This is a genomic window from Pseudomonas sp. Irchel 3A7, from assembly GCF_900187565.1.
Lineage (GTDB): Bacteria > Pseudomonadota > Gammaproteobacteria > Pseudomonadales > Pseudomonadaceae > Aquipseudomonas.
Map to the genome: position 1 here is coordinate 182,014 of NZ_FYED01000013.1, position 16,876 is coordinate 198,889.

Here is a 16,876-nt window from a genome sequence, read left to right on the forward strand (position 1 = left end):
TTATTCACAGGTCCAATGTGGGAGCGAGCCTGCTCGCGAAGAGGCCTTGTAAAACAACACATCTGTATCTGACTCACCCCGGTTAAACCTTCCCGCACCGCTCCATCCTTGATCCAGCCCCCACGCAGGCCTACTCTAGCGCCACGCAATCGTTTCACCCCTCTCCTTGCAGCACCGCTCCGCCCTCACTCCATACCAAGGAGGTTCCCGAATGTTCGATTTCCACCCCCAGCTCAAGCAGCGCTTCGCTGCCTTGCGCACGGGCGCTGAATTCTTTTCCCTGCGTTATGTGCGCGAGTCCGGCCAGTACCTGTCGGTGCGCAAGAACGTGGCGGAACCGCCGAGCCTGCGCCGTGACGAAGGCGCGATGCTGACCGTACGGGTCAACGGCGTCGAAGCCTATGCCGCCACCAATGACCTGTCACAACAGGGCTTGCAGGCCGCCCTCGAACGCGCCGAACAGCAGGCCCGTCGACTCAAATCCCACGCCTTGCTGGACCTGCGCGAACAAACCGTGTCCAGCGACCGCGCCGACTACTTCTCGCCCAACCTCGACCAGCCGTTCCCGTCCCTGAGCGATTGCTATCAACTGCTCGGCGCCGAATCCGCCGCCGTGCCCAAGGACGAGCGCCTGGTGAACTGGCAGGTGAGCATCGGCATCACCCACGTCGAGCAGATCTACCTCAATACCGCAGGCGCCGAACTGCGCCAGGCACAGCGCTTCGTCTATCCCGGCCTGGAAGTCACCGCCTACGACGGCAACGACAGCCAGACCCGCACCTTGGGCCGCGAGAACTTCGGCCAACAGGGCGGCTTTGATGTAATCAGTCGCTGCGGCCTGTTCGGTGCCGGCCCGAAAATCGCCGATCAGGCGCTGCAATTGCTGCTGGCGCCGAACACCCCACAAGGCCCGCGCGACCTGCTGCTGATGCCCGACCAGATGATGCTGCAGATCCACGAATCCATCGGCCACCCGCTGGAACTGGACCGCATCCTCGGCGACGAGCGCAATTACGCCGGCACCAGTTTCGTCAAACCCGAAGACTTCGGCAGCCTGCAATACGGTTCGAAACTGCTCAACGTGACCTTCGACCCGGACATTCCCGAACAGCTCGCCAGCTACGGCCATGACGACGACGGCAGCGCCGCCAGCAAACAATTCCTGATCCGCGAAGGCCTGTTGCTTCGGCCATTGGGCGGTGCGCTATCGCAATTCCGCGCTGGACTGGACGGCGTCGCCAACAGCCGCGCCTGCGGCTGGAACCGTCCGCCGATCGATCGCATGGCCAACCTCAATATCGAGCCGGGCGATCAACCGCTGGAACACCTGATCGGCAACATCGAACACGGCATCCTGATGAGCACCAACCGCTCCTGGTCCATCGACGATGCGCGCAACAAATTCCAGTTCGGTTGCGAATGGGGCCAGTTGATCGAGAACGGCGAACTCAAGGGCGTGGTGAAGAACCCGAATTACCGGGCGATTTCCGCGCAGTTCTGGAAGAGCCTCAGCGCTGTCGGCGATGCCGGCACCGTCAAGGTCCTTGGCACCCCGAACTGTGGCAAGGGCGAACCGAACCAGGTGATCCGCGTCGGCCATGCGTCACCGGCCTGTGTATTCAGCAATGTTGATGTGTTTGGGGGAGACGCCTGATGAGTACGTCCAAAGCTCAAGCCGAATCGTTCAAGGCCTTGGTCAACGGCTTGCGCGAAGCCTTGCGTGAACCGGAACAGTTCACCCTCGGCTATGCCGCCGAATCGTCGGCCTTCGTGCGTTTCAACCACGCCAAGGTGCGCCAGGCCGGGCAGGTCCAGCAGGCGAGCCTCAGTCTGAAACTGATCAACGATGGCCGTCACGCCGACCTCGACATCACCCTGTCCGGCGATCCGCAGGTGGACCGACAACGCCTGGCCGAAGGCCTGCAACAATTGCGCGAAACCCTGCCGCTGCTGCCGCAAGACCCCTATCTGCTGCTCAACTACAACGGTTGGCAGAGTAAGAATGTTCAAGAGCATCCACTGCCGGATACCGAGCAAGTAGTCGCCGAAATCACCCGCGCCGCCGAAGGCCTGGACCTGGTCGGTTTCTACGCGGCAGGTCCGATCAGCCGTGGCTTCGCCAGTTCCGCCGGGGCATTCGGCTGGCATCAGGCCAACAGCTTCAACTTCGACTTCAGCCTGTTCCATGAAAACGGCCAGGCCGTGAAGGCCAGCTACGCCGGGCACGACTGGAGCAGTGAGGGTTTTGCCAAGCGCTTCCAGCAGGCCCGCGAGCAACTTGACTACCTGGGGCGACCAACGCGCACCCTGGCGCCGGGTCAATACCGCGCTTACCTGGCGCCGGCCGCGCTGGAAGAAATCATGGGCATGCTGTGCTGGGGTGGTTTCTCGGCGCAGTCGATTGCCAGCAAGAGCAGCCCGCTGCAGAAGCTCTATGGGGGTGATCAAAGCTTCAGCCCGCTGGTGTCGCTGGATGAAAAAGTCAGTGGTTCGTTGAGCCCGGCGTTCTCCGACGAAGGCTATCCGCGCAGTGATCTCAAGTTGATTGTCGAAGGCAGGGCCGGCGCGCAACTGGTCGGCTCACGCAGCGCCGCCGAGTATGGCCTGACCGCCAACGGCGCCAGCGGCGGGGAATCGCCGAGCGCCTTGAACATGCAGGCTGGGGCGCTGCTGGAGGCGGACGTCCTCAAGCAACTGGGCACCGGTTTGTACATCAGCAACCTGTGGTACCTGAATTTTTCGGACCAGCCGGGGGCACGCATGACGGGCATGACCCGCTTTGCGACCTTCTGGGTCGAGAACGGCGAGATCCAGGCACCGGTCAGCACCATGCGTTTCGATGACAGTGCCTACAGTTTGCTGGGCTCGCAGCTGGAAGCGCTGACCGCTGAACGCGAGTTGCTGTTGTCGGCCAGCACCTACAGCCAGCGGGCAACGGCGTCGGCGTTGTTGCCGGGGGCACTGGTCAGCCGGCTCACACTGACCCTTTAAAAGCTTCGCGAGCAGGCTCGCTCCCACATGGACGGTGAATAACCTGTGGGAGCGAGCCTGCTCGCGAAGAAGCCACCACGGACTCCCTGATTCACACTGACAAGAGGTCCCATGCCCAACCGCCCACCTCTCGACCCTGTCACCGCCCGCTGGGTGCCGTGGGTCGTCGCCATTGCCTTCTTCATGCAGTCCCTCGACGGGACCATCCTCAACACCGCCCTGCCGGCCATGGCCGCGGACCTGGCGGAAGACCCGCTGCGCATGCAGGGCGTAATCATCGCCTACATGCTCACCGTCGCCTTGCTGATCCCCGCTTCAGGCTGGATCGCCGACCGTTTCGGCACCCGGAAAATCTTCTTCGGCGCCATTCTGCTGTTCAGCCTCGGCTCACTGCTTTGCGCCATGTCGAACAGCCTGACCCTGCTGATCGGCGCCCGGGTGATCCAGGGCCTGGGCGGCGCGTTGATGCTGCCGGTCGGGCGGCTGGTGGTGCTGCGCGCCTACCCGCGCTCGGAGCTGGTGCGCATCATGGGTTTCATCACCATCCCCGGCCTGCTCGGCCCGTTGATTGGCCCGACCATGGGCGGGTGGATGGTCGAATACCTGACCTGGCACTGGATCTTCCTGATCAACCTGCCAGTGGGGGTAATCGGTTGCTACGCCGTGTGGAAATTCATCCCGGACCTGCGCGGCTCCGAACGCACCCGTTTCGATAGCCTTGGCTTTGTGCTGTTCGGGGCGGCGATGATCCTGATCACCATCGCCATGGAAGGCCTGGGCGAACTGCATTTACCGCACCTGCGGGTGATGTTGCTGCTGTTCGGCGGCATGGCTTGCCTGGCGGCTTACTGGCTGCGCGCAGGGCATATCGACAATCCGTTGTTCGCACCGTCGCTGTTCAAGACCCGGACTTTCGCCGTCGGCATCCTCGGCAACCTGTTCGCCCGACTCGGCAGCGGCGCCCTGCCCTTTCTGGTGCCGTTGCTGCTGCAAGTGGCGCTGGGCTATTCACCGTCACAGGCCGGGATGAGCATGCTGCCGCTGGCCGCGGCGGCGATGATCGCCAAGTGGGTGGCACGACCGCTGATCGAGCGCCTGGGCTACCGCATCGTCCTGACCGGCAACACCCTGGCGCTGGGCATCATGCTGGCGAGCATGGGCCTGGTCAGCGAGCAGACGCCGTACTGGCTGCTGCTGTGCCTGCTGGCGATCCTCGGGGCGATCAACTCCTTGCAGTTCACCGCGATGAATACCGTGACCCTGATCGACCTCGACGACGCCAGCGCCAGCAGCGGCAACAGTTTGTTGTCGGTGGTGGCGCAACTGTCCCTGAGCCTGGGGGTGGCCTGTGCCGGAGCGCTGCTCGGCGGGTTCACGGCACAGATCGGGAACGATGGCGTTCAGACCGTTTTGGGCGCCTTTCAGCTGACGTTCGTGACCGTTGGCATCATGGCGATGCTGGCGGCGACGATCTTCTCCCAGCTGTCGCGGGAAGACGGACGGCGCGTCAAACGCCCGGAAGAACACATCGAACATTGAGGAGAACATTTGTGGCGAGGGGATTTATCCCCGTTGGGTTGCGAAGCGACCCCAGTGCCCCATCAGGCGAACCGTGCACACAGGTTTTTGCGACGGCTTCGCCGCCGAACGGGGATCAATCCCCTCGCCACAAATAAATCCCCTCGCCACTGGTTTGCGTTCGTCCAGAACTTTCGAGGAAAGTGGCCAGAGGCTGGTACACTGCGCGACATTTTGTTTTGCAGGCCAGTCCCGTGACCACCATCGCCACCGCTTTTAATACTTTGCCGCTGTCCGCCGCCATGCTGGCTAACCTCGACTCCCTCGGTTATGCCCAGATGACGCCGATCCAGGCGCAAAGCTTGCCGGTGATCCTCAAGGGGATGGACTTGATCGCCCAGGCCAAGACCGGCAGCGGCAAGACCGCCGCCTTCGGTATCGGCCTGTTGAACCCGATCAACCCGCGTTATTTCGGTTGCCAGGCGCTGATCCTGTGTCCGACCCGCGAGCTCGCCGACCAGGTCGCCAAGGAAATCCGTCGCCTGGCCCGTGCCGAAGACAACATCAAGGTCCTGACCCTGTGTGGCGGCGTGTCTCTCGGCCCGCAGATCGCTTCGCTGGAACATGGCGCACACATCATCGTCGGCACCCCGGGACGCATCCAGCAGCACCTGCGCAAGGGTTCGCTGGTGCTCCATGGCCTGAACACACTGATCCTCGACGAAGCCGACCGCATGCTCGATATGGGTTTCTACGATTCCATCGAAGAAATCATCATGCAGGCCCCGGAACGTCGCCAGACCCTGCTGTTCTCCGCCACTTACCCGGTGGGCATCAAGCAGCTGGCCTCGAAGTTCATGCGCAACCCGCAGCAAGTGAAGGCCGAGGCGTTCCACGACGACACCCAGATTGAGCAGCGCTTCTACGAGATCTCCCCGGAAGAGCGCATGAGCGCGGTGACCAAAGTCCTGGGCCACTTCCGTCCAGCGTCCACCGTGGCCTTCTGCTTCACCAAGCAACAGGTTCAGGAAACCGTCGATCACCTGACCGCCAAAGGCATTTCCGCCGTCGGCCTGCACGGCGATCTGGAACAGCGTGACCGCGATCAGGTACTGGCGATGTTCGCCAACCGCAGCACGTCGGTACTGGTGGCCACCGACGTCGCGGCGCGCGGCCTGGACATTGACTCCCTGGACATGGTGATCAACGTCGAGCTCGCCCGCGATTCGGAAATCCACATCCACCGCGTCGGCCGTACCGGTCGTGCCGGCGAGAAAGGTATCGCCATCAGCCTGGTCGCGCCGTCCGAGGCGCAGCGTGCACAAGCCATCGAACAATTGCAGAAGACGCCGTTGACCTGGGATCAGGTGGACAACCTCACCTCCAAGGGCGGCGGCCCGCTGCTGCCGCAGATGAGCACCCTGTGTATCGCTGCCGGCCGCAAGGACAAGGTTCGTCCAGGCGATATTCTAGGCGCATTGACCGGTGACGCCGGGATCCCGGGTGCCCAGGTCGGCAAGATTGCGATTTTCGATTTCCAGGCCTACGTGGCCGTGGAACGTGGCGTCGCCAAGCAGGCCCTGCAGCGCCTGAACGACGGCAAGATCAAGGGCCGTTCGTTGCGCGTGCGTATTTTGTAAGCGATCTTCCAACCTACGAAGATCCCCTGTGGGAGCGAGCCTGCTCGCGAATGCAATCTGTCAGTTGGCCCATGGTTGACTGACACACCGCTTTCGCGAGCAGGCTCGCTCCCACAGTTTGTATTGTGGTGAACACTGAGAGGACACCGTTTTGCGCTCTACCGAAGTCGTGATCATTGGCGCTGGCGCCGCAGGGTTGATGTGTGCGCTGACCGCCGCCGGGCGCGGGCGCAAGGTGCTGTTGCTCGACCACGCCAACAAGGCCGGCAAGAAAATCCTGATGTCGGGCGGTGGTCGCTGCAATTTCACCAACATGTACACCGAACCGGGCAATTTCCTCTCGCAGAACGCGCATTTCTGTAAATCCGCCCTGGCCCGCTACACCCAGTGGGACTTCATCGGCATGGTCGCCAAGCACGGCGTGCCGTACCACGAGAAAAAGCTCGGCCAGTTGTTCTGCGATAACAAATCCAGCGACATCCTCGAAATGCTCCTCGATGAGTGCAATCAGGTCGGCGTCAGCCTGCACCTGGACACCTCGATCCAGACCATCGAAAAGCTTGAGAAAGGCTATTTGCTGGATACCACGATGGGGCAGATCACCTGCGAGTCCCTGGTGATCGCCACCGGTGGCCTGTCGATTCCGACCCTGGGCGCCACCGGCTTCGGCTATCAGGTAGCCAAGCAGTTTGGTCACGACCTGCTGCCGACCCGCGCCGGCCTGGTGCCGTTCACCATCACCGATCAGCTCAAGGCGCTGTGCACCGAACTGTCAGGTACATCGGTGGATTGCCTGGTCAGCTGCAACGACCAGAGTTTCCGCGAGAACATCCTGTTCACCCACCGCGGCCTCAGCGGCCCGGCGATTTTGCAGATTTCCTCGTTCTGGGAATCAGGCGATACCGTCGAAATCAACCTGATGCCAGACCACGACGTGCCGACCTGGCTGCAACAACAGCAAGCCGAACGCCCCAACAGCGAGCTGAAAACCCTGCTCGGTGAAATCTTCACCAAGAAGATGGCCAACCTGCTGGCGGATAACTGGTTTGTCTCCAAACCGATGAAGCAATACACCCACGCGGAACTGGCGGACATCGCCGAAAAACTGGCGAGCTGGAAAGTCGTGCCGGCCGGTACCGAAGGCTACCGCACCGCCGAAGTGACCCTGGGCGGGGTGAATACCAACGAGGTCTCATCCAAGACCATGGAGTCGCTGAAAAGCCCAGGGCTGTATTTCATCGGCGAAGTGCTGGACGTGACCGGGCATCTGGGCGGGTTCAATTTCCAGTGGGCGTGGGCTTCGGGTTACGCAGCTGCGCAGTACGTCTGATACCTCATTTCTCTAATGTGAAATGCAATCACTGTGGGAGCTGGCTTGCCAGCGATGAAGTCAGTACATCCAACAACTTTGTTGACTGTCAGACCGCTATCGCTGGCAAGCCAGCTCCCACAGGTTTCTTGGCTTGCCTGAAAAATTGAGGCGGGCATTGTTCGGTAAAGGAACAGATTTTGCTGTCAGATGTGATCGCCGCCATTGCGTCGGCGTCATTACTGGCTCAATTTAGCGGCATCGCCTCGGAAGGCCTTCGCATTTCATGTCATTGACCTCGTTCAGTCAGTCTCTGCGTCGCCTTTGGGCGCTGGATAAATTCAGCTACAGCGTGCGGGTGTTCATCGCCCTGACCGGTACCATGGCGCTGTGTTGGTATCAGGATGAAATGGGGCTGCTGATCCCGTTGTTCCTGGGGATTATCGCCAGCGCCCTGGCCGAGACCGACGACAGTTGGCAAGGCCGCCTCAACGCGCTGGCCGTGACGCTGGTGTGTTTCCTGGTCGCCGCGCTGTCGGTCGAACTGCTGTTCCCCTACCCCATCTTTTTCATCATCGCCTTCGCCCTGGCCGCCTTCTGCCTGACCATGCTCGGTGCCTTGGGCGAACGCTATGGCGCGATTGCCTCGGCGACGCTGATTCTGTCGGTCTACACCATGATCGGCGTGGATCAGCGCGGCGGCGCGGTGACCGATGTCTGGCATGAGCCGGTGCTGCTGGTGGCCGGTGCGGCCTGGTACGGCCTGCTCTCGGTGTTGTGGCAGGCGCTGTTTTCCAATCAACCAGTGCAGCAGAGCCTGGCGAAACTGTTCCGGGAGCTGGGTTATTACCTGAAGTTGAAGTCGTCGCTGTTCGAACCCGTCCGGCAGATGGACGTGGAAGCACGGCGACTGGAGCTGGCCCAGCAGAACGGTCGCGTGGTCGCCGCACTCAACGCGGCCAAGGAAATCATTCTCCACCGCGTGGGCAACGGTCGCCCGGGCTCGAAAGTCAGCCGCTATCTGAAGCTGTACTTCCTCGCCCAGGACATCCACGAGCGCGCCAGTTCCTCGCATTACCCTTACAACGCCCTGGCCGAAGCGTTCTTCCACAGCGACGTGCTGTTCCGCTGCCAGCGCCTGCTGCGGCAGCAGGGGAAAGCCTGCCGGGCGCTGGCCGAGTCGATCCAGATGCGCCAGCCGTTCGTTTATGACGCCAGCTTCGCCGAAGCCCTGAGCGATCTGCACGCCTCCCTTGAACACCTGCGCATCCAGAGCAACCCGGCCTGGCGCGGCTTGCTGCGTTCGTTGCGAGCGCTGGCGGCGAACCTTGGCACCCTCGACCGCTTGCTCAGCGACGCCAGCAACCCTGATGCCCTGGCCGACGCGACCGACAGCAGCCTGCTCGACCGCTCACCCCGCAATTTCAAGGACGTCTGGGTGCGCCTGCGTACGCAACTGACGCCGACATCGCTGCTGTTCCGCCATGCCCTGCGCCTGCCCCTGGCCTTGAGCATCGGTTATGCGATGGTGCATTTGATCCACCCGTCCCAAGGTTACTGGATCATCCTGACGACCCTTTTTGTCTGTCAGCCGAACTACGGCGCCACCCGGCGCAAACTCGGTCAGCGGATCATCGGCACCGCCATCGGCCTGACCCTGGCCTGGGCGCTGTTCGACCTGTTCCCCAACCCGCTGATCCAATCGTGCTTCGCGATTGCCGCCGGGGTGGTGTTCTTTACCAACCGCACCACCCGCTACACCTTGGCGACGGCCGCGATCACCCTGATGGTGTTGTTCTGTTTTAACCAGGTGGGTGACGGCTACGGTCTATTCCTGCCACGGCTGTTCGATACCTTGCTCGGCAGCCTGATCGCCGGTCTCGCGGTATTCCTCTTCCTGCCGGACTGGCAGGGCCGACGCCTGAACAAAGTGCTGGCCAATACCCTGACCTGCAACAGCATTTACCTGCGCCAGATCATGCAGCAATACGCTGCCGGCAAGAGCGACGACCTGGCTTATCGCCTGGCCCGGCGCAATGCGCACAACGCCGATGCGGCGCTGTCGACCACCCTGGCCAACATGCTGATGGAACCGGGGCATTTCCGTAAGGAAGCGGATGTGGGGTTCCGTTTTCTGGTGCTCTCGCACACGCTGCTCAGTTATTTGTCAGGCCTGGGCGCGCACCGGGAAACCCAGCTGCCGTCGGATGTACGCGAGCATTTGATCCAGGGTGCCGGCGTGAAACTGGCGGTCAGCATCGACGAAATCGCCCAGGGGCTGGCCAGCAAATCCGCCATTGCGATTCAGAGCGATGAGGAAGAAGCGCTGGCCAACGAGCTCGAGCAAATGCCCGATGAAATCGATGAAGGCCAGCGGCTGGTGCAGACACAACTGGCGTTGATCTGCCGGCAACTGGGGCCGTTGCGGACCCTGGCGGCGCATTTGTTGAAAACAGATTGAAGCTACAAGCTGCAAGCTCCAAGAAAAAGCAGGGCTCCACATCACTCCAACTTGCCGCTTGCAGCTTGCAGCTTGCAGCTGCTTTTTACCTACATCCCATGCTGCTTCATCAACCGCTCATAACTCCCATCCGCCTTCATCCTGGCAATCTCCCGGTCGAAACCGGCAACGATCTGCTCATGCTTGGGGTTCTTCAGGCTGACCAGGATGTGCAGGCTGTTCTCGCTCAGCGGCTTGGGCAGGAATTCCACGGCATTGCGCACCTTGGCGGATTCACGGGCCAGGTAATAACGCGCGACGTATTCATCTTCCAGGGTCAGCTTGACCCGGTCGGCGGCGACCATTCGCACGGCCATGGCGAAGCTGTGTACCGGAACCTTCTGCAACGACGCATCGCCATCGAACGCCGGCGAATAGGCGTACCCTCGCACCACCGCAACCGGGTAGGTGTGCAGTTGCTGCAGATTGTTGAATTCGATCGGCGCGTCTTTACGCTTGATAAAGCGCACACGGTTGACCAGATACTCGCTGGAAAACTGGCCGAGCTTGGTGCGTTCGTCGGTGTACCAGGCATTGACCAGCACGTCGTATCGCCCCTCGCCCACACCGAGCAACGCTCGCGCCCAGGGCACCTGCTCGAAATCACTGGCATAACCGGCCCGCGCCAGCGCGGTACTGACAATATCGGTGGCCAGGCCACCATTGACCAGCGTGGCATCGGTAAAGGGCGGCCAGGCATCGGCCACCAGACGCAGCTTTTCCGCCGCCGCGTCCTGAATGAGCAACAGCAATCCAGTCAAAGCAAAGGCTCGATGCAATCGCGGCATGCTAGAAAATCCTTAGCGGGCGGGATGCCCGACGTGTTTTCAGCTAAAACTCCAAGCCCCTTACCGGCACACCCAGGCACTAAACGTTAGCTCATTGAAGCCAGCACATCGCTTGATTCCAGATTACACAAAGAAGACACAGAAGCGCGAAATGAATGATGGCATTTTGGTCTTTGTCACAGATTTCTCCGCCATAAAGACATCCATCGCCGGGGCGCTTACCATCACAGGGACGTTTTCAAGGAATCAGGACATGACAATCGAATGGGTCTGCAAACACCACAGCGATCTGGGCAAGGAGCAGCTGTACGCCATTTTGCAGTTGCGTGCCGAGGTGTTCGTCGTCGAGCAGAAATGCGTCTATCAGGACATCGATGGCCAGGATCTGGAAGGCGACACTTGCCATTTGATGGCCTGGGACGGGGATCGATTGGTGGCGTACCTGCGCTTGCTCGATCCCGAGTTACAGGGTGGTGACGTGGTGATCGGCCGGGTAATCATTGCACCACAGGCACGAGGCACCGGGTTGGGGCATGAGTTGATGGCGCAGGCGCTGAAACAAGCGGAGAAATACTGGCCCGACATGCCGATCTATCTCTCGGCCCAGGCGCATTTGCAGGGGTATTACGGGCGGTACGGGTTTGAGGTGGCGGGTGAAGCGTTCGTCGAGGATGGTATTCCGCACATCGGGATGCGTCGCTCGTAAGGCCCTCGTCGCGAGCAGGCTCGCTCCCACATTGGAATGCATTTCAACTGTAGGAGCGAGCCTGCTCGCGAAGGCGTCAGATCAGTCACTACAACACTCAGGGATATTCAAGCACCGCCTTGATCTGCCGAAGATTACGCTCGATCCACCCCCGATCAATCGCCCCCCAGCCACGAATCCGGTAGCGCCCAGCGTGGTTTCGCGCGCCCTCTTCCTGTTCGAACTCGCAAACGATATCCAGATCCGCCAGCGCGGCGATGGTGTCCTGGGCTGTGCGCCGCGGCATTCCGGTGACCTCGGTCAAAGCCGGAACACTGCTGGCCAGCCCGCTGTCGATCAGGTACGCCACATACAAACGACGATAGAAGCTGCTCTTGGTCTTGCTTACGTCCATTTATGCTCCTCGAAAGATTGCATATCCCGCCAGGTCAGGTACACCCGCACATCGAACTCCACCTGGTGATAACCCGGCAGCATGTGTTCGCACAACTTGTAGAACGCCTTGTTGTGATCGGATTCCTTGAAATGCGCCAACTCGTGAACCACGATCATTTTCAGAAACTCGGAGGGCGCCTCCTTGAACAGCGAGGCGATACGGATTTCCTTCTTGGCCTTGAGTTTGCCGCCCTGCACCCGTGAGATCGTGGTGTGCAGGCCAAGGGCGCGGTGGGTCAGGTCCAGGCGGTTGTCGAACAACACCTTGTCGATGGCCGGGGCGTTACGCAGGTATTCCTGCTTGAGTTCTAGGGCGTAGGTATACAACGCCTTGTCGCTCTGCACCCCGTGCTTTTGCGGGTAGCGCTTGCTCAAGTAGTCACCCAGCCGACCGTCGTCGATCAGTTGGCGTACCTGATCCTGCAGCGAAGCGGGATAGGCCTGGAGGTATTTCAACGCGGTCATCGCAACGGCAACACAAAGGACGGAAAGATGGCCAGTGTAGCGAATTCAGCGGGTCAGCGCGCTCCAGTCGAAGGGCTGCACGAAGTGACCGGTGTCCTCGGCCATCATCGGCCGCGCAACCAGAAACCCCTGCACATACTCACAGCCATTGGCTTGCAGCCATTCATATTGCGCCATGGTTTCCACGCCTTCGGCGATCACCAGCATGTCGTACTGCTTGCACAGCTCGATCACATTGCGCACCAGCGCTGCGTCCCGTGAAGACTCCGGCAGCCGAGCGATCAGATGACGGTCGAGCTTGAGCGTATCCAGCTCCAGATCGCGCAAATGCGCCAGCGAACACTGCCCGGAACCGAAATCGTCCAGCGCCACCCTGACGCCCAGGCTACGCAGCAAACGCAGTTGTTTACGGGTTTCTTCCGGGTTATGCGTCAAGGCTTCTTCCGTGACCTCTACTTCAAGATGACGGGGCTGCAAGCCATGCCGCTCCAGTACCTGGCGCAATTCGGTGACCAGATTGGGCATGGCGAACTGGGTGCCGCTCAAACTGACGCTCAACACCAGATCCTCGGCAAACAGTGCTTCCCAGGCTTTGCGTTGTCCGGCGCCGCGCTGGTAAATCCAGCTACCCAGGCGACTGATCAATCGCGCCTCTTCCAGCAACGGTAAAAACAGTCCCGGCGGAACATCACCGACGCTCGGGTGCTGCCAACGCAACAAGGCTTCGAAGCCGCGGATCTGTCCCCCGGCGATGGCCACCTGCGGTTGATAGACCAGATTGAAATCGCGGTTCTCGATGGCCGTACGAACGCTTTCTTCCAGCATCAACCGCGAACGCGCCCGGCCATTCATTTCATGATCGTAGAAGCGATATTGCTGGCGACCAGCGCGCTTGGCCTCGTACATCGCGATGTCGGATGCCCGCAGCAATCCGTCCAGATTGGCCCCGCAATCCGGGTACGTGGCGATGCCGATGCTGGCACCCAGGGCAATATCCAGACCATCGATTTGCTGACAGATCGAGACTCGCTCGATCAATTTCTCGGCAATCTTGGCCGCTTGCTCGGGGAATTCCAGGTCCAGTAATGCGGTGAATTCATCACCGCCCATACGCGCCAGAATGTCGAAGGGCCGCAGGCAAGCCTTCAACTGCTCGGACACCCAGCGCAACACCCGATCACCGGCATCGTGACCGAGGGAGTCATTGACCCGTTTGAAGCCGTCCAGGTCGAGGTACAAGAGCACCCAGGCACTGTCGGTGCGCTCGCCACGCAGCAAAAGATTTTCCACGGTCTGGTAAAACCCACGGCGGTTGAGCAGCCCGGTCAGCGGATCAGTAACCGCCTGAAATTCGAGTTACTGATGCAGGTGGCGCACGACCGACATGTCCAGCACCGTGACCACCATGGCGTGCTGCTCGGCAGGCAAAGGCGCACAGGACAGCGCCACCGGCACCAGCTGACCGGGCGCGGTGCGCAGCGACGCATCGTGCAAGCGCAGGGTTTCACCGCGTTCATAACCGGCCAACAAGTCCGAAGTGGCCCAGTTCGGGATGTGCGGCTTTTGCAGGAAATCCAGAAACGCCCGACCTTGAAGTTCTTGTACCGTGGCATTGAGCAGGCGCGACATCGCCGGGTTGGCAAAGCGGATCTGACCGCCCTCATCGACCACCAAAATACCCTCGGCGGCGTTGTCCAGCACCGAAGCATTGAAGGCGCGAGCGACCTCCAGATCATGACTCAGACGCTGCAAGGCCCGGCGATTGCGCTGGTGTTCCAGCAGCGCCTGGACCTTGGGCTTGAGAATTTGCGGGTCAAACGGTTTGAACAGGTAATCCACGGCACCACTGGCATAGCCCTTGATCACCGCGTCCTGGGACTGCTCATTGGCGGTCAGGAAAATGATCGGCGTCAGCCGGGTCCGCTGACTGCCACGCATCAGGCGTGCCACTTCAAAACCGTCCATGCCCGGCATCTGCACATCCAGCAGCACCAGGTCGATATCGTGTTCAAGCAACAGACTGAGCGCTTCGAAACCCGAAGCAGCGGTCATGACCTGCCAGTCCTGGCGCTGCAACAACGCGCGCATGCTGATCAGGTTTTCCGGGTAATCGTCGACAATTAATAACGTAGAACGGCCTTCAGCTGGCGGGGATTGCGCGCATTCCATGCTGCTTCTCTTTGTTCAGGACGTCAGGCCGGTCTCTCGTGAAAACCGGACAAATTTTAATACTTCACTCTAGACCTGGATCCAGTAAAGCAGAAGGTGTCAGTACGCCATCATTTAACCAATAGGTTCATTTACCGACTAACGGTCATGCCTGAAGACCGCTAAAACCGGGAGAGATGGCCTTTTAACAGGATTTTGACGTCACCCATTTGTCAGGCAGGCATTAACAAAAAAGCCTTCTACGCTTATAAAGACCGCCCTAAAAGGCCCGTGCTAGAGCTTCTGGTACGTTCGTACTGCAAAAAAATCGTGGAAGCTTTGCCTATGATCGACCTCGCAACCTGGAACCTCAGCGTTCCTGTCGGCAGCCCGCCGTACACCGTAGAAACCTCCAAACTGGTGAACGGCTTCAAGGATCAATACTTCCACTCCGACACCGGCACACTGTTTTTCTGGTCCCCGGTGACCGGTACCCGAACCGAAAATGCCAAATATCCCCGCACCGAACTGCGGGAAACCTACAGCAACGGCACCCTGAAAAACTGGTACTACCCGGATGCCGACAATTCCCTGCGCGCTACCCTGGCAGTCAATCAAGTGCCAAGCTCGGGCAAGATCGTCATCGGTCAGATCCACGCCTATCAAAGCCAGAAGCCCATGGTGAAAGTGGAGTATCAATACAAGACAGCCACCGAGACCGGCAACATCGTCGCCAAAGTGCGCATGCACCCCGATGACGACACGGGCCGGGTCATCACCATCGCAACCGGCGTGAAACTGGACCGCGAGTTCTCCTACCTCATCCACCTGAGCCCCGGCGGCGCGTTGGGCATCAGTGCCGCGGGTTACCAGTGGGACACCATCATCAGCGCGAAATGGCGCGACAAGCCGTTGTACTTCAAGGCCGGGGTGTATGTGCAGGACAACACCGGGTACACCAGTGAAGGCGGGAAAGTGACGTTCAGCAAGCTGGATATTGATCACGATAAGTAGCAAACGAGCCAGATACCGAATCTGTGGCGAGGGAGCTTGCTCCCGCTGGGTCGCGAAGCGGCCCCAATAAAAGAAGGCCTGCTGCGCAGTCCAGCGGGAGCAAGCTCCCTCGCCACAATGGGTACACCAACATCAAATCATCACCCATAAAAAAACCCGCATTTCTGCGGGTTTTTTGTAGAGCTGGAACGCGCAGGGCTTAGTTGACCTTGGCGTTCAACTCACCTTTCAGGTAACGCTGGAACATCGCCTCCAGCGAGATCGGCTTGATCTTCGAAGCATTACCGGCAGTACCAAACTGCTCATAACGCGCAATGCACACGTCACGCATGGCGGTCACGGTGGCGCCGAAGAACTTACGTGGGTCGAATTCGCTCGGGTTGGTGGCCATCAGGCGACGCATCGCACCGGTGGACGCCAGGCGCAGGTCGGTGTCGATGTTGACCTTGCGCACGCCGTGCTTGATGCCTTCGACGATTTCTTCAACCGGTACGCCGTAGGTCTCTTTGATGTCGCCGCCGTACTGGTTGATGATCGCCAGCCACTCTTGCGGAACCGAAGACGAACCGTGCATCACCAGGTGAGTGTTCGGAATGCGCTTGTGGATTTCCTTGATGCGGTCGATCGCCAGCACGTCGCCGGTAGGCGGCTTGGTGAACTTGTAGGCGCCGTGGCTGGTGCCGATGGCGATGGCCAGGGCATCGACCTGGGTGCGTTTGACGAAGTCAGCGGCTTCTTCCGGGTCGGTCAGCATCTGGCTGTGATCCAGAACGCCTTCAGCGCCGATACCGTCTTCTTCACCGGCCATACCGGTTTCCAGCGAACCCAGGCAACCCAGTTCGCCTTCTACCGAAACGCCACAGGCGTGAGCCATGGCCACGGTTTGTTGGGTAACGCGCACGTTGTAGTCGTAGTCGGTCGGAGTCTTACCGTCTTCGCCCAGGGAACCGTCCATCATCACCGAGCTGAAGCCCAGTTGAATGGAGCGCTGGCAGACGTCAGGGCTGGTGCCGTGGTCCTGGTGCATGCACACCGGGATGTGCGGGAATTCTTCGATTGCCGCCAGGATCAGGTGACGCAGGAACGGCGCACCGGCGTATTTGCGAGCACCGGCCGAAGCCTGGACGATCACCGGGGAGTCAGTCTTGTCAGCGGCTTCCATGATGGCGCGCATCTGCTCAAGGTTGTTGACGTTGAAGGCTGGAACGCCGTAGCCGAACTCGGCTGCGTGGTCCAGCATCTGGCGCATGCTGATAAGTGCCATTGTGTGTGTCTCTCCCGGTTGAGGGTCGTTAATCGTGCCAGCCTGCCGTAGCGGCGGCGGCTATTCAAGTTATTGCAGATCGGGGGTTGAGCCCGGGC

Annotated in this window: 12 protein-coding genes and 1 pseudogene; 8 read left to right on the top strand and 5 right to left on the bottom strand. The window is 60.3% G+C overall.

What is annotated here, in order from left to right:
- Positions 1-211 precede the first annotated feature (211 nt).
- The 6 genes from CKW21_RS21735 (at position 212) to yccS (ending at position 9,919) form a co-directional block, all read left to right on the top strand.
- On the top strand, positions 212-1,654 hold the full coding sequence (locus CKW21_RS21735; RefSeq protein WP_095195965.1) for a TldD/PmbA family protein: 1,443 nt from the start codon (positions 212-214) through the stop codon (positions 1,652-1,654).
- Positions 1,654-2,991, top strand: a complete 1,338-nt coding sequence (locus CKW21_RS21740) for a TldD/PmbA family protein (RefSeq protein WP_095195966.1) — start codon at positions 1,654-1,656, stop codon at positions 2,989-2,991. The genes CKW21_RS21735 and CKW21_RS21740 overlap by 1 nt, the downstream gene beginning before the upstream one ends.
- A 111-nt stretch (positions 2,992-3,102) precedes the next feature.
- On the top strand, positions 3,103-4,530 hold the full coding sequence (gene mdtD / locus CKW21_RS21745) for a multidrug transporter subunit MdtD (protein WP_095195967.1): 1,428 nt from the start codon (positions 3,103-3,105) through the stop codon (positions 4,528-4,530).
- A 281-nt stretch (positions 4,531-4,811) separates the two neighbouring features.
- Positions 4,812-6,149, top strand: coding sequence for an ATP-dependent RNA helicase DbpA (dbpA, locus tag CKW21_RS21750; protein WP_256590301.1), 1,338 nt, complete (start codon positions 4,812-4,814; stop codon positions 6,147-6,149).
- 151 nt (positions 6,150-6,300) lie between these two features.
- Entirely contained in the window at positions 6,301-7,479 is a 1,179-nt protein-coding gene (locus CKW21_RS21755) for an NAD(P)/FAD-dependent oxidoreductase (protein ID WP_095195969.1), read from the top strand.
- 265 nt (positions 7,480-7,744) lie between these two features.
- Positions 7,745-9,919 (top strand): YccS family putative transporter, encoded by a 2,175-nt coding sequence (yccS, locus tag CKW21_RS21760; protein WP_095195970.1) that lies wholly within the window; start codon positions 7,745-7,747, stop codon positions 9,917-9,919.
- Positions 9,920-10,008: 89 nt separating this feature from the next.
- Here the strand turns inward: yccS and CKW21_RS21765 are convergent, their stop codons facing one another.
- Complete coding sequence (locus CKW21_RS21765) at positions 10,009-10,746, bottom strand: ABC transporter substrate-binding protein (protein WP_095195971.1); 738 nt, start codon at positions 10,744-10,746, stop codon at positions 10,009-10,011.
- A 253-nt stretch (positions 10,747-10,999) separates the two neighbouring features.
- Between CKW21_RS21765 and CKW21_RS21770 the strand changes: the two genes are divergently transcribed.
- Positions 11,000-11,452, top strand: a complete 453-nt coding sequence (locus CKW21_RS21770; protein ID WP_095195972.1) for a GNAT family N-acetyltransferase — start codon at positions 11,000-11,002, stop codon at positions 11,450-11,452.
- Between the two features lie 97 nt (positions 11,453-11,549).
- Here CKW21_RS21770 and CKW21_RS21775 read toward each other — a convergent pair whose 3' ends face one another.
- From CKW21_RS21775 to CKW21_RS21785, 3 genes and pseudogenes are all read right to left on the bottom strand, one after another.
- Positions 11,550-11,846 (bottom strand): helix-turn-helix domain-containing protein, encoded by a 297-nt coding sequence (locus CKW21_RS21775; protein ID WP_046818280.1) that lies wholly within the window; start codon positions 11,844-11,846, stop codon positions 11,550-11,552.
- Positions 11,837-12,352, bottom strand: a complete 516-nt coding sequence (locus CKW21_RS21780) for a M48 family metallopeptidase (RefSeq protein WP_095195973.1) — start codon at positions 12,350-12,352, stop codon at positions 11,837-11,839. Before CKW21_RS21780 ends, CKW21_RS21775 begins: the two co-directional genes overlap by 10 nt.
- Positions 12,353-12,397: 45 nt before the next feature.
- Positions 12,398-14,521, bottom strand: a pseudogene (locus CKW21_RS21785) (putative bifunctional diguanylate cyclase/phosphodiesterase).
- 324 nt (positions 14,522-14,845) lie between these two features.
- Between CKW21_RS21785 and CKW21_RS21790 the strand changes: the two are divergent.
- A complete protein-coding gene (locus tag CKW21_RS21790) occupies positions 14,846-15,514 on the top strand; it encodes a polysaccharide lyase family 7 protein (protein WP_095195974.1) in 669 nt (222 codons plus the stop codon).
- A gap of 199 nt (positions 15,515-15,713) precedes the next feature.
- On the opposite strand, the gene fba is transcribed toward CKW21_RS21790, so the two are convergent.
- Positions 15,714-16,778 carry a class II fructose-bisphosphate aldolase gene (gene fba / locus CKW21_RS21795; protein WP_030130215.1) on the bottom strand — a complete coding sequence of 355 codons (1,065 nt, stop codon included), beginning with the start codon at positions 16,776-16,778 and terminating at the stop codon, positions 15,714-15,716.
- Positions 16,779-16,876: the final 98 nt, after the last annotated feature.